The sequence below is a fragment of the Aliiglaciecola litoralis genome (genome assembly GCF_039523355.1).
GTDB lineage: Bacteria > Pseudomonadota > Gammaproteobacteria > Enterobacterales > Alteromonadaceae > Aliiglaciecola > Aliiglaciecola litoralis.
This window is the reverse complement of record NZ_BAAAFD010000003.1, coordinates 199648-212646: the sequence shown is the minus strand read 5'-3', so window position 1 is coordinate 212646 and position 12999 is coordinate 199648. Positions and strand designations below refer to the sequence as shown.

Below are 12999 nucleotides of genomic sequence, written 5' to 3'. Positions count from 1 at the left end.
CAAACTCACATGGCTTTATCGTTATACGACAAAATCTGGCAAGCACACGTGGTAGATCAACTGGGCGAAGACAGTCTTGTATATATTGATCGCCACCTGATCCACGAGGTGACCTCACCACAAGCATTTGCAGGACTGAACGAGAAAAATCGTAAAGTCAGAGCGCCGCAAAAAACCTTTGCGACTATGGATCACAGTATATCCACACGCTCACTTGCCTTGGATGCTTGCGGCCCAGATAATCAATTGCAATTGCAAACCCTAGTCAAAAACTGTCAACAACATAACATTGAGTTGTTTCCGGTGGGCCATCAAAAGCAAGGCATTGTGCACGTCATCGGTCCTGAACTGGGCATTATTCAGCCTGGCATGACCGTGGTTTGTGGCGACTCTCATACTGCCACCCACGGTGCATTTGGCGCACTGGCGTTCGGCATTGGCACCTCTCAAGTGGAGCATGTGTTAGCCACTCAAACACTGAAACAAAGTAAAGCTAAGAGCATGTTGGTGCGGGTAGATTCAAGCTTACCAACTGGCATCACCGCCAAAGACATTATCTTGGCGATTATCGGTAAAATTGGCCATGCTGGCGCCACAGGTCATGTGATCGAGTATGCAGGACAGGCAATCCAAGCTTTGTCGATGGAAGAGCGAATGACCATTTGTAATATGAGCATTGAGGCGGGCGCCAAAGCCGGTTTTATTGCCCCTGATGAAACTACCTTTGCGTACTTAAAAGGCCGAGAATATGCCCCTCAAGGCGAACAGTGGCAACAAGCCATCGCCTATTGGCAGACATTGAAATCGGATGAGGGTGCGCACTTCGACACAATAGTCACCTTGAATGCTCAAGACATTTCCCCACAAGTAACCTGGGGAACCAATCCAGGTCAAGTTATTGGTGTCAACAGCCCGATTCCAGCGCCTCAAGATTTCTCCGATCCCATCGAGCGTGAATCGGCAATCAAAGCGTTAAAATACATGGATTTGACACCTGGTGTGAAATTAACCGATGTCGCAATCAACAACGTGTTTATTGGTTCATGCACCAATAGTCGCATAGAGGACTTACGTGCGGCGGCACAAATTGCTAAGAAGGGCAAAGTAGCCGCTGGCGTCACCGCGATAGTCGTCCCTGGCTCGGTGAAGGTGAAACAACAAGCCGAACAAGAAAATCTACATACTATTTTTATTGAAGCTGGCTTTGAATGGCGCTTGCCGGGCTGTTCTATGTGTCTGGGCATGAACGATGACATTCTAAAACAGGGCGATCGTTGCGCCTCTACCAGTAATCGCAATTTTGAAGGTCGCCAAGGCCGTGGCGCAAGAACCCATTTAGTCTCACCGGCGATGGCTGCCGCTGCAGCATTAAAAGGTCATTTTGCAGACGTTAGAGAATTTTAGGAGCACGTTATGTCAGGATTTACCGCACATGTGGGTACAGCTGCCCCTTTAGATCAAGCCAATGTCGACACTGATCAGATCATCCCGAAGCAATTTTTAACCGGTGTCACCCGCACCGGTTACGGCAAACACTTGTTTCACGATTGGCGATATTTGGATTTGCACGAGCAACAGCCTAATCCCGAGTTCGTATTAAATCAGCCTCAACATAAGGGTGCGAGTATACTCTTGGCCAGGGAAAACTTTGGTTGTGGTTCAAGCCGCGAACATGCGCCTTGGGCGTTGGATGACTTCGGCTTCAAAGTGGTCATTGCAACCAGTTTTGCCGATATCTTTTATGCCAACTGCATTAACAACCAGCTACTACCCATTGCCTTGAAAAGTGCGCAAATGGATGAGCTGTTCAACGCAGTCGCCGCTGATCCTAGCGTTCAAATTGCGGTGGATTTAACGCAGCAAAGTGTCAAGGTGAATCAGCACCAGTTCCATTTTGACATTGCCGAACATCATAAGGGAAATCTACTCAAAGGCTTAGATGCCATCGGCCAAACTCTCGAGTTAGAAGATAAAATATTACAGTTCGAACAAAATGCTTTTAGTTGGTTAAGATAATGCCCGAGATGCGTTGTTACGTGGCATTTTATCTCGCCTTAAGACTAATTTTTGCAAGAATTGTGATGTCCTTTACGATAAACTTGCGGCAAATAAAAATAACGATTGAGACTAGACCGTAAATGCTCCAGCAGATTGATATCAATGACTTGAAACCGGGAATGTTTGTCAACAACGTGATTGAACAATCGGGTATGCTGAAAATTAAAACCAAAGGAATGGTTAATTCGGCCAAGTCTATTCAGATTCTAAAAGCCAAAGGCGTACAAAAGTTAGAAATTGACCTCTCGCGCAGTAAGATTGATCAATCAGAGAGTTCAATCGATGCGAGTGGTTCTGCGTCCCAGCAACAATCGACTGAGTCCGTCCCTGCCCTCTCTGACAGAGAGCAGCTTGACGCGGCAACCCAGCTTTATAATCAAGCACTGACCATTCAAAGTCGCTTTTTTAAACGGTTAGAAGCCAAAGACACACCGTCGCTAGCAAGCGTCAAAGATCTGAGTTTAAACATCATTGATTCGGTTGTTGCCATGCCAAATGGCTTGAGCTGTCTATCAATGATGAATAAGACCGGAAAGTATCTGCTAGAGCATTCGCTTAACTGCTCCATTTTCCTGACCATGTTTGCCCAACACCGCAACATGAGCCAAGCCGAAATTGAGAGTATTAGCATGGCGGGATTGTTAATGGATGTTGGCATGACAAATATGCCAAACGACATCACTCAGTCCACCAAGAAGCTTACCGACGCGCAAAAAGAGATAGTCACGACACATGTGGATATTGGCTTAGATTTGATCGACCGCTGTGGCGATGTGTCCGATATTGTTCGCGATATTATCTTTAATCATCACGAGCGTATTGATGGCTCTGGCTATCCAGATTCGCAAAACGATGTTGATGTCAGCGTGTACGCGAGAATGGCTGCGATAGTTGACAGCTATGATGCCATGATCAGCGAACGTCTATTTAAGAAAGCCCTTACCCCATCGAGGGCTCTGAGCCGATTGCTAAAAGACCCTAGTTATGACCAAGCTCTAGTGACACAATTTATTCAGTGTGTTGGCGTACATCCTGTGGGCTCGTTAGTGAAACTGAATAATGGCCGGCTAGCAATCGTTATTCGAGGCAACAGTACAACCCCATTACAGCCTACCGTATCCACGTTTTATCACATTAAAACGGCAAATTATTCTGAAGTGAAGACCATCGATCTGAGTCGCTCTGAAGTAAAAATTGAAAGTAGTGTAAGACCAGAAGAATTTGGTTTGAATCTCACTAAGTTTTTCAAAGACGTCTTTTCAGGCGCGTTGTAAATTCGCACATCAACCTGAGTATCAAAGCGCCTAACGCGAGATTAATGTAACCTGAATTTGAGATAACAAGCTGATGTTAGGCGCAGCTTAATGATTAAACTTCTCTCGTTTGGGAAGACCAAAAGCAGCAATACAGGCACATACCAGTGCAATAATGCCCCACTTAATGATGTTCACATATAAGCCTTGTTGATCTACCTCTAATAGCGGTTTGACATCACTTTGAACACCGAAGTACTGCTCAAGATCTAGAAACAGCTCAAATGAGGCATAGCAAAATATGATGACGCAAATGATCCTGACCGATACATCAATCAATTGCGGTATTCTCGATTTACCCGATTCAATTTCCATTTAAGCGATTTCTTTGGTTAAGTTAAAAACAAGACGTTAAACACCGAGTTAACGCTATCCGAAACAAGAATGGTGCACAAATTTTGAGTGTTTCCACATCACCAATCAGACAAAGCGTCCATACTAAATTCCTGTCCTCTAAACGACATGATGACATGTTGCGGCTCAATGCCTACCACCACCAAACCATCTTCAATTTCTTGCCCTTCGCTGATCCGTTTCCCATTTACCCTAACCCAACGCTCTTCTGGCGCAGAAACATACATGTGGGCTGAAAACGCCAGGCTGGGTAATTGGGTTAATGCCCAAGCTGGTAATTCGGCTACCGTGGGAACATCTTTGATAGGTTCTACATCAACCACTGGATCAGCCGGTTGACTGTCACCAATGGACTCCATGGCCGCTTGAAAACGCTTTAGCAACTCTGGCGGTATGTCTGAGCGTTGTTCTTGTTCTGCTTTTTGAGATTCAAGCTGTTGCGCAACCAAGGCGTCCTCTTCACGTTTTTGTTTACGCTGCGCTTCTAGTTGAGCAAGCTTTTCTTTTTCAAACTCGGCTAATCGTCGTCGTACTTCAGCTTCGTCTAGCTCTTCTATTTGCGGCTCTGAACTGCTGGCTACGTTGGTGGCTTGCGGTGGCGTCTCAGGTGGCGTGTTATTTGGTGCAACCGTTTGTTGTTCCACTATCTTGGGCGTTTGCACAATAGTCGACTCTGTATTTTTCCAATTCACTCGTTCGCCAAGGTTGGCTAACACCCAACCGATACTCAAACCGCCCAGAATCACCAAGACTACGACTAATGTTTTTCGACCATAATACTGCCACGCTTCGGGCAACTCTTGCACGGAAGGTAAAAACAAACTGCGATTAAATTGCTCGGATAATCCTTGGTCAATAACATGGTGGTGACCAGAGGTGTCTTCTAATAGTTGTTGGGTTTTGGACTTGGTTATTTTAGGTGGTTTTAGGTCGACCGTCATATCTGGGTCGATTTCAATTTCCTGTACTCCCATTTCAGCCAGTGCTTTAACCATATCATCACTGTTAACGACACCGGATTTTTTGATCTTAACGGGACCGTTCTGTTGGGTTACCTTGATGATCACCATACCCGGCTTGAGTTGTTCAATAGCAATACGTTTGGTCATCTCAGCCTCCAATCCAGTAACCGAGCAACACAGAGACTGTGAAACACGCCAACAGGATAAGTGTCCACTGCTTACCTTGACGCTGCTTGACAATGTCATCGCCAAGGATCTGTCTGGCCGCAGCTACGAAGATGTGCCGCCGAACATGTTTATGCTGCTTCGTAAAGCTGAGGGTTAACGCACGATCACACAACAGATTGATCACTCTTGGAATGCCACCGGTGATTTGATACACCGCCTGCAAAGTCGCCTGACTAAAAATACTGTCGTTGCCATCAGCGACCGAAAGACGATGGGCGATGTAATTCTTCACCTCTACCGCGGATAACGGTAATAGGTGATAACGAGCGGTGATGCGCTGTGCCAATTGTCGAAGTTCGTTACGTTTGAGCAACTGCTGTAATTCGGGTTGACCAATCAAAACGACTTTTAACAGTTTTTCACGATTGGTTTCTAAATTAGTGAGTAAGCGCAGTTGCTCTAACACTTCAGGTTGAAGATGTTGCGCTTCATCGACAATCAGTACCGTATTTATACCGTTTTGATGATTGGTTGTGAGCTTCGTCAGGATTTTGTCGGTAAAATACTTTAGGCTAGCTTGTTTCTTCAAGTAACGTATTTTCAACTCATCGCAAATCGTAGCAAGTAACTCAATGGCTGAGAGCGTAGGATTTAGGATCATCGCAACTTGGGTGTTATCTGGTAATTGTTGTAATAATTTACGAGAAACCGTGGTTTTGCCAGTGCCCACTTCCCCCGTCAACATCACAAATCCGCCACTCTCTCTGAGTCCAAAAATCAAATGGGCTAGGGCTTCTTTGTGCCTTGGACTCATATAAAGGTAGTCAGGATTTGGCGCGATTGAAAAGGGATTATCCGATAATCCAAAGTAGTTCAGATACATGTTTTAGGGCCTGCTGATCTCTCGTGTTGTTGTATACCGCATTGACAATACAGCCATGTCTTGATCAATTATGTTTAACACTTCATGCATCACTTTGCTTGAGATTTACACGGAACTTTCATTTTGAATGTAGCCTCTTGTCTAGCCAAATGGCTGAATATACAAGGTATGTACTATAAGGTAACACTAATTAGAGCAATCTCAAAGACTGCATTTATTGCTGTTTTAAGGCATAATAAGCCCCATTGAAATGGCTTATAATGTGGATGATTCAACTCAGCGATGAAATGTTATTTAGTAGGCGGTGCCGTCAGAGACGCATTGTTGGGACGAGCTGTACAAGATAAAGATTGGGTAGTGGTAGGTGAGACTATTAACTCCATGCAGGCGCTTGGCTACATTCAGGTTGGCAGCGACTTTCCCGTTTTTCTGCATCCCCAAACTAAGCAAGAATATGCACTGGCCCGAACCGAGCGAAAAGAAGGTAAAGGGTATACCGGTTTTGCAGTTGATAGTTCACCACAAGTTACTTTAGAACAAGATTTGCTACGTCGCGACCTCACCATCAATGCCATGGCAAAAGATCAAAATGGCCAGATAATAGACCCTTACGGCGGTCAACAAGACCTTCAGCAACGTCTACTGCGACATGTTTCACCTGCTTTTAGCGAAGACCCATTGCGCGTGTTAAGAGTGGCGCGCTTTGCTGCCCGTTATGCTGAGTATGGTTTTAGCATCGCAACTCAGACAATGGACTTGATGAAATCCATGGTCAAGGCCGGTGAGCTTGATCACTTAGTGGCAGAGCGAGTATGGAAAGAAACCTCGCGCGCCCTACTGGAAAATCAGCCTCAAGTATATTTTGAGGTGTTGCGCGAATGCGGTGCACTCAAAGTCTGGTTCCCCGAACTCGATTGTTTGTGGGGAATACCCAACCCAGCCCAATGGCACCCTGAAATTGATACTGGCATTCACACTATGATGGTGCTTGAACAAGCGGCTGATCTTAGCCAAGATCTCAGTATTCGTTATGCCGCGTTAGTACATGATCTCGGTAAAGGTTTAACCGATCCTAAGCAATGGCCCTCGCACAGAGGTCATGAAACACTTGGACTTGAACCAATCAAAGCACTCAGTGATCGTTTAAAAGTGCCTAACGAGTGCAAAGAGCTGGCACTGCTTATGAGTGAGTTTCACGGTCATATTCATCGTGCCTTTGAGTTAAAACCAGCGACTATTGTAAAGATGTTTAACCGCTGTGATGTGTGGCGCAAATCAACGCGGTTCGAAAAACTATTGGTGGCCTGTAAAGCCGACGCACGCGGGCGCACGGGATTTGAACATAGTCCATACCAGCAAGCAGACTATATTCATGCAACCTACGTGGCAGCTAATGCTGTAGGAGTTCAACCCATAATCGAAGCCGGTTTTCATGGCAAAGAAATCCGCGAGCAGCTCAATTCTCAGCGCACTGCCGCCATCAAAGCAGTGAAGCAATCATGGCTAACAGAAACTCATTGAACAGAGTCTTATAATCTGTGATGACGCTTGTGTTGAAGGGCAAGTTGCAATTAATTATTTCCAAATATCAGTTAATTAATTCTGCCTATCTCATCGTTAGTCCTCTATAATTGCGAGCAATTAAGCTCGTGGAAACTATGTGAATAAAAATGTTTGAGCAATTAGAACTTGACGAAAAACTATGCAGCGCAGTTGCTGACATGGGTTATAAATCTCCAACTAGCATTCAAACGCTGGTCATCCCACCGGCGATGGAAGGCCAAGATATTCTGGCCAATGCCCCTACTGGAACCGGCAAAACTGCCGCGTTCTTGCTGCCTGCTTGTCAGTTTTTACTGGATTTCCCTCGCCAACAGCCGGGATCTTGTCGAATACTGATCTTAACGCCAACTCGAGAACTTGCCCTGCAAGTATTTGAGCAAGCGGAATTGATCACCAAATACACGGATATCGTCTGCGGACTGATAACCGGCGGTATTAATTATGGTACTGACCGCGAAACACTGGATCAAAATCTGGATATTTTGGTCGCCACACCGGGCAGGTTATTCGAACACATCGAAAAAGAGAGTTTTGATTGTCGTGACATTGAAACCCTTATTTTAGATGAAGCGGATCGTATGCTCGACATGGGATTCTCAGCCATTGTCAATCAAATCGCGGCAGAAGCGCGCTGGCGTAAGCAAAGCATGTTGTTTTCAGCGACCTTGGAAGGCAAAGGAATTGAGCGTTTCGCTAAAGACCTGCTAAACGAACCGGCACTTATCGAAGCCAATCCCAGTCGCAAAGAACATGCAAAAATATTGCAATGGATCCACCTAGCAGATAGCCCCGCACACAAATATGCGCTGCTCAAACACATTCTTACCAATCAAATTGAAACTGCGGTGGTGTTCGTTAAAACCCGTGATCGTCTAAACGAATTAAAGCAAATATTGCAACGCGACGGTATTGACGTCATTTATTTGCAAGGTGAGATGCCACAAGACAAGCGTATGAGCGCCATGGCAAAATTCAAAGCAGGCGAAGTGAACATATTATTGGCTACGGATGTCGCAGCGCGAGGCATTGACGTTGAAAACATCAGCCACGTGATCAACTTCGACTTACCGCGCACTGCCGATATCTACGTACATCGAATTGGCCGCACCGGACGCGCGGGTAAAAAAGGCACGGCAATCTCTATCGCAGAAGCCCACGAAATGGGCATAGTGGCGAAAATTGAACGCTACACAGAGCAACGCTTAAAACGTCGAGTGATTGAAGAGTTGCGCCCCAAGCACAAAGAAGCCTCACCTCCGGTGAAAAAGAAAAAACCTAAATCACAAAGAAAGAAAGTTAAAAAGCCCAAAAAATCTAAGAAGTAACCTCATGAAAAGGGCAGCCATAGTGCTGCCCTTATTCTTAATGGTTTGGATTCATTGGGCTGTCGTCTCAAAGCGAATTGCGGATCATCAAAATCTTCTAGATCCACTTCCCAAAGCAGACATTGCGTAAACAATGCTGTTTATGTGGGTTAATGAAGGTCTGAAAAGACTTCAGGATGTTGCTCTGCGATTCGAAGTAAAGCTACAGCAGGACCGTTGGGTTCGCGCCTGCCTTGTTCCCAATCCTGTAAATTTCGTCTACTAACACCTAACATAGCTGCAAATGCTGCTTGTGACATTTTCAGCTTGGCTCTGATGATGTTTGGAGCAGACGGCTCAGATAGCGCTTTTGTTCTAAGCTTTTTCTGCCCTTTTTTGAAACTCTGAATTTCTTCAATGCCAGCAAGGATTTCTGCGCCGATATCACGATTTGGAGAACTACGGGGGCAGAATCGATGAAATCCAAGTATTCTCACTATACTCAGTGCAGGACGAGAAGATATATGTTGATAAAATGGCAATGGGTGCGGAACCCATGAGATATATTCACTTGTTCTCAATAGATTGTCAGGATTCACATCCTAATATTTAAAGCACAATAGACCAGAACAGTCTTACAACTGCACTATCCATCATCTGACTGAATTATGAATTATGAGTTATGAGTTATGAGTTATTCAATGACTTTGATTCTATCAAGCTATTCAAGTAAATCGGAAATTCTCGCTGGATAACCGAGACAATTTAAAAGTTAACCACGCTAACGTTTACTTTTTACATTTTTGCATTTTTACATTTTTACATTTTTAATGAAAAATTTTATCAGAATTGCCTACTTCCGCTCCAACAGTCCGGATAACTCATTGTTTTTAATAAAATTACTTCGGTGGAACGGTTATTGCTTCTAGTAACAGTGGACGGCATATGAAATTGATTCGAAGCTACGAAGTCGACCATATGCATTTACAACATTAATGAATATAAGGATTAATGATGAAAATTAAACTGATTACAGCAGCCGTAGCCATGATCGCTTTGTCTGGCTGTGACGTAGACAAAACCCGTTCAGGTGATATGCCCAGCGTAGACGTTGACGTTAGCGCAGATGCAGGCCGCCTACCAAAATACGAAGTCGAATGGGCTGATGTGGATATTGGCACCACCACCGAGACTGTTGAAGTGCCTGAAGTCGTTGTTGTCATGGAGGAAAAGCAAGTCGAGGTACCTTATATGGATGTTAATATGCCTGACGACGACAGTCCTAAATCGAAGCGTACCATTGTGGTTGAAGCTGAAGTGGCAGGTAACATGCACGACTTACAGATCGAAAAAGTATACGCAAAAGATCGCCGTTTGTTTGTGGTTTCTAAATTAAAAGCCACCGATAAATCATTAGAAGGCAAAACCGTACGTGTCTCTGACCGTATAGTTATCAATGCGCCTGATCTTGATTTACAGCACTTTATCATTGGTGACAAGCCGCGAGGAGATTGGAACAACCAATATACGTTTGTTGCCAATGAATCTGACTTACGGAAGCGTACTAAAGGTGCTAGGGAAATTTATTCTCGATAACACGCTGTAAATTTAATGAAGATATCCCAAAGCATGCAAAATAAATTGCGGCCAAATGGCCGCAATTACTTTAACCCGATTTAGTTGTTTCAATTCCAAGCAATAATATGGATTCTCACGCTCTATTCTTAGGGGCAGAGCCGATGAAATATCTCCTTTGCATTAGGTTAAGTCGGAAACTTAATTTCTAAATTGCAGCATCTTATGGCACAAAAACAGCCTAATCGGTTGTTGATAAAACCTCACCGTTGAGCAAGCTTAATGGTCACAATATCAACCTCTTTTTATACCTATTGAAAATACAATGCCTACCAAGCTCACTGTTCAATTCGTTGAATAGTGGTAAGAGGCCAACCATCGATGTTCAGCTAACGCTAATAAGTAAATTAAATACTTGAGTCCTGATGTTTGGTTGTGCTTTGTTTTGGAAAAATTGTATTATAATCAGATGAGAAGAGTAACAGCTCGCGCTTCTTCTGCCGTTAACTAGGATTCTTACTATTAATAAAAAACACACAGTGAACCAAGCCAATTTACGTGACACGGCGAAAGTCATGTATTCCAATATCATGATAGGCATGTTTGGAAGCTTTATTTCGGCTGCATTTTTGGTTTTTGGCTTTTCATCTCAAAACACATTTAGCCTAAAATTGATATGGTTTTTGGCAATGTCTGCGCTGATATTAGTTAGAATTCTTGACAGCCTTTACTGGTATTTCAAACTGCGTAATTCTGAGTTTGATGGGCAAGCCGCACTCAACCGCATTGTTTTAGGGGCTATTGCAACTGCCTTATTATGGAGCGTGTTCTCAGTTGGATTCTACGACACTATGGGCACCAGTGAGTTTGCTGCCACATTAGCAATTTTATGTAGCCTTGCAGGTGGTTCAAACTCCATCTTGTCAGGACACCGACTCGCGGCAGTATTGTTCGTTATATTGTTGTTAGCACCTGTATCAAGTATGGCAATCTTTTCTGACATAGATGACCATTTATATCTAGGTATTTTAGGACTCATGTTTTGCGTTGCCATCGCTATCTCAGGATTACGCGCAGCAAATTTGATGATAGACACGATCAATTTACGAAATGAAAATAGTCATTTGGTGGCAACCATGCATGACGAATTGGCCCAAGTTGATGATGTCCATCACCAACTAACTGACGCCTATGAGCGACTCAATGAGGCTAATAATTCACTAGAAAAAGAAGTGGAACGTCGCACCGCTGAAATACGCGCCTTGTCGAGTCTCGATCCCCTGACTCAGCTTTATAATCGAGCTGCTTTTATCGAACAATTACAAAAAACAGCAAAAGCGAGTATTAACCGAGGCCATTCGATTGCATTGTTGTTCATTGACCTAAATGGTTTCAAGAAAATAAACGATACTTTGGGTCATAAGGTGGGCGATGCTGTCTTGGTCGAAATCGCTAGCCGACTTCGCGCATTTGCCACAGATTATAAAGCAGGACGTTGGGGCGGAGACGAATTTTTGATGTTACTGCCTTACGCGAATCACGAAACAGCCATGTCGGTTGCCAATGCCCTGCTCGCCCGAATATCGCAACCATTGGACGTGATGTCGAATCAGCTGCATTTGACCGCGACCATAGGGGTGGCCATGCTACCTGAGCACACCAAAAATGAGACTGAACTGATCCAATTAGCGGATTTTGCGATGTTCGAGCAGAAGAAGCTACACCTTAGCGAGCCTCGCATGTTTACTCATGACTTATTCCAAAGTCTTAAACATGTGGAGAATTTGCGTGATGGTCTGCAAGAAGCCATAGATAAAAAGCAATTATATGTGTGTTATCAGCCCATTGTGTGTTGCAAAAGTAAAATTCCTTGGTCTTTTGAGGCATTGTTACGATGGGATTTTAATGGTGATTTAGTGAATCCGGATATTTTTATACCGCTTGCCGAACAATCAGGTTTAATTCACGACATTGGCGCGTGGGTGTTGAATCGGGCGTGTATTGACGCCAGCCAATGGCAACACAGCCCCAATGCTTCAGTATCAGTCAATGTCTCGATTATTCAGCTGATGGACGATGATTTTATTCATATCCTCGACAAAGCATTAAAAACCAGCAAGCTTCCACCACAAAGGCTCCATCTAGAAATTACCGAATCAATGTTTGCCGATAATAAGGGCAAAGTTAGGGCACAACTAGATGCAATTAAAGCCCGCGACGTGCAAGTGTCAATCGACGATTTTGGTACTGGCTATTCGTCCTTAAGCCAATTACAAACGTTGAATTTCGATACCGTCAAAATAGATCGTTCTTTTGTACAAAATATTGATGAGGGCGGAGAAGCTATTATTAAAGCGACTATGTTTATCGCCAATCAATTCGGTAGCCAGACAGTTGCAGAAGGTATTGAAACCGAACTCGAAGCACAACGAATGGACGAAATGGGTGTCGATTATTTGCAAGGCTTCCTTTTTGCAAAACCGATGAGAAACGACGATTTGCGTATTTGGGTGGAAAAACTAAACAGCCAAGTTATTTCGATTAACTAACCTGAACTCTGGATAGTATGTGTTGAGCGATTGAATATTACATTACTATTTCAAAGTGTTATTGAGGATAAGTAAAAGCGAGTTTTCGTAAGTAATAGCTGGTCTATTGCTAGAAAACTCAACGCAAATGAGCGTAAAAAGGGCATTATTGAGGGACACTGATTATTCAGTGCTCAGGTTAACTAGCGAATATTAGCCGCCATTTCAATATTATTAAGGCATAACTAAAAATAGGCTTGCCTGTTGTATTGGCTTTTTATTTTATTTCCG

General features: G+C 43.9%; 11 protein-coding genes. 7 read left to right on the top strand and 4 right to left on the bottom strand.

Translation table 11 applies throughout. The features are described from left to right. Positions 1 to 9 precede the first annotated feature (9 nt). The 3 genes from leuC to ABD036_RS07940 all read left to right on the top strand — a co-directional run bounded on the left by leuC (position 10) and on the right by ABD036_RS07940 (position 3332). Complete coding sequence (leuC, locus tag ABD036_RS07950; protein WP_343858429.1) at positions 10 to 1404, top strand: 3-isopropylmalate dehydratase large subunit; 1395 nt, start codon at positions 10 to 12, stop codon at positions 1402 to 1404. Between the two features lie 9 nt (positions 1405 to 1413). Continuing rightward, the gene (leuD, locus tag ABD036_RS07945) at positions 1414 to 2016 is read left to right on the top strand and encodes a 3-isopropylmalate dehydratase small subunit (RefSeq protein ID WP_343858426.1); all 603 of its coding nucleotides are present in this window, start codon (positions 1414 to 1416) and stop codon (positions 2014 to 2016) included. 122 nt (positions 2017 to 2138) lie between these two features. After that, positions 2139 to 3332: a cyclic di-GMP phosphodiesterase gene (locus ABD036_RS07940; RefSeq protein WP_343858423.1), complete on the top strand. Its 1194-nt coding sequence runs from the start codon at positions 2139 to 2141 to the stop codon at positions 3330 to 3332. Positions 3333 to 3419: 87 nt separating this feature from the next. Here the strand turns inward: ABD036_RS07940 and ABD036_RS07935 are convergent, their stop codons facing one another. The 3 genes from ABD036_RS07935 to ABD036_RS07925 form a co-directional block, all read right to left on the bottom strand. After that, positions 3420 to 3686: a hypothetical protein gene (locus ABD036_RS07935; protein ID WP_343858421.1), complete on the bottom strand. Its 267-nt coding sequence runs from the start codon at positions 3684 to 3686 to the stop codon at positions 3420 to 3422. Positions 3687 to 3784: 98 nt separating this feature from the next. Next, positions 3785 to 4834 carry a general secretion pathway protein GspB gene (locus ABD036_RS07930; protein WP_343858418.1) on the bottom strand — a complete coding sequence of 350 codons (1050 nt, stop codon included), beginning with the start codon at positions 4832 to 4834 and terminating at the stop codon, positions 3785 to 3787. A gap of 1 nt (position 4835) precedes the next feature. Beyond that, positions 4836 to 5738: an ExeA family protein gene (locus ABD036_RS07925; protein ID WP_343858415.1), complete on the bottom strand. Its 903-nt coding sequence runs from the start codon at positions 5736 to 5738 to the stop codon at positions 4836 to 4838. 282 nt (positions 5739 to 6020) lie between these two features. Here ABD036_RS07925 and ABD036_RS07920 point away from each other — a divergent pair, with 282 nt between their 5' ends. Next, on the top strand, positions 6021 to 7259 hold the full coding sequence (locus ABD036_RS07920; protein WP_343858413.1) for a multifunctional CCA addition/repair protein: 1239 nt from the start codon (positions 6021 to 6023) through the stop codon (positions 7257 to 7259). A gap of 149 nt (positions 7260 to 7408) precedes the next feature. Beyond that, complete coding sequence (gene srmB / locus ABD036_RS07915) at positions 7409 to 8626, top strand: ATP-dependent RNA helicase SrmB (protein WP_343858411.1); 1218 nt, start codon at positions 7409 to 7411, stop codon at positions 8624 to 8626. A gap of 149 nt (positions 8627 to 8775) precedes the next feature. Here srmB and ABD036_RS07910 read toward each other — a convergent pair whose 3' ends face one another. After that, positions 8776 to 9186: a helix-turn-helix domain-containing protein gene (locus ABD036_RS07910; protein WP_343858409.1), complete on the bottom strand. Its 411-nt coding sequence runs from the start codon at positions 9184 to 9186 to the stop codon at positions 8776 to 8778. A gap of 433 nt (positions 9187 to 9619) precedes the next feature. Between ABD036_RS07910 and ABD036_RS07905 the strand changes: the two genes are divergently transcribed. Next, entirely contained in the window at positions 9620 to 10201 is a 582-nt protein-coding gene (locus tag ABD036_RS07905; RefSeq protein WP_343858407.1) for a hypothetical protein, read from the top strand. Positions 10202 to 10719: 518 nt separating this feature from the next. Continuing rightward, a complete protein-coding gene (locus tag ABD036_RS07900; RefSeq protein WP_343858404.1) occupies positions 10720 to 12729 on the top strand; it encodes a putative bifunctional diguanylate cyclase/phosphodiesterase in 2010 nt (669 codons plus the stop codon). Positions 12730 to 12999: the final 270 nt, after the last annotated feature.

Excerpts from the sequence above, each read along its gene's own strand:
- leuC (WP_343858429.1), top strand. The coding sequence starts at position 10 with ATGGCTTTATCGTTATACGACAAAATCTGGCAAGCACACGTGGTAGAT.
- leuD (WP_343858426.1), top strand. The coding sequence starts at position 1,414 with ATGTCAGGATTTACCGCACATGTGGGTACAGCTGCCCCTTTAGATCAA.
- ABD036_RS07940 (WP_343858423.1), top strand. The coding sequence starts at position 2,139 with ATGCTCCAGCAGATTGATATCAATGACTTGAAACCGGGAATGTTTGTC.
- ABD036_RS07935 (WP_343858421.1), bottom strand. The coding sequence starts at position 3,686 with ATGGAAATTGAATCGGGTAAATCGAGAATACCGCAATTGATTGATGTA.
- ABD036_RS07930 (WP_343858418.1), bottom strand. The coding sequence starts at position 4,834 with ATGACCAAACGTATTGCTATTGAACAACTCAAGCCGGGTATGGTGATC.
- ABD036_RS07925 (WP_343858415.1), bottom strand. The coding sequence starts at position 5,738 with ATGTATCTGAACTACTTTGGATTATCGGATAATCCCTTTTCAATCGCG.
- ABD036_RS07920 (WP_343858413.1), top strand. The coding sequence starts at position 6,021 with ATGAAATGTTATTTAGTAGGCGGTGCCGTCAGAGACGCATTGTTGGGA.
- srmB (WP_343858411.1), top strand. The coding sequence starts at position 7,409 with ATGTTTGAGCAATTAGAACTTGACGAAAAACTATGCAGCGCAGTTGCT.
- ABD036_RS07905 (WP_343858407.1), top strand. The coding sequence starts at position 9,620 with ATGAAAATTAAACTGATTACAGCAGCCGTAGCCATGATCGCTTTGTCT.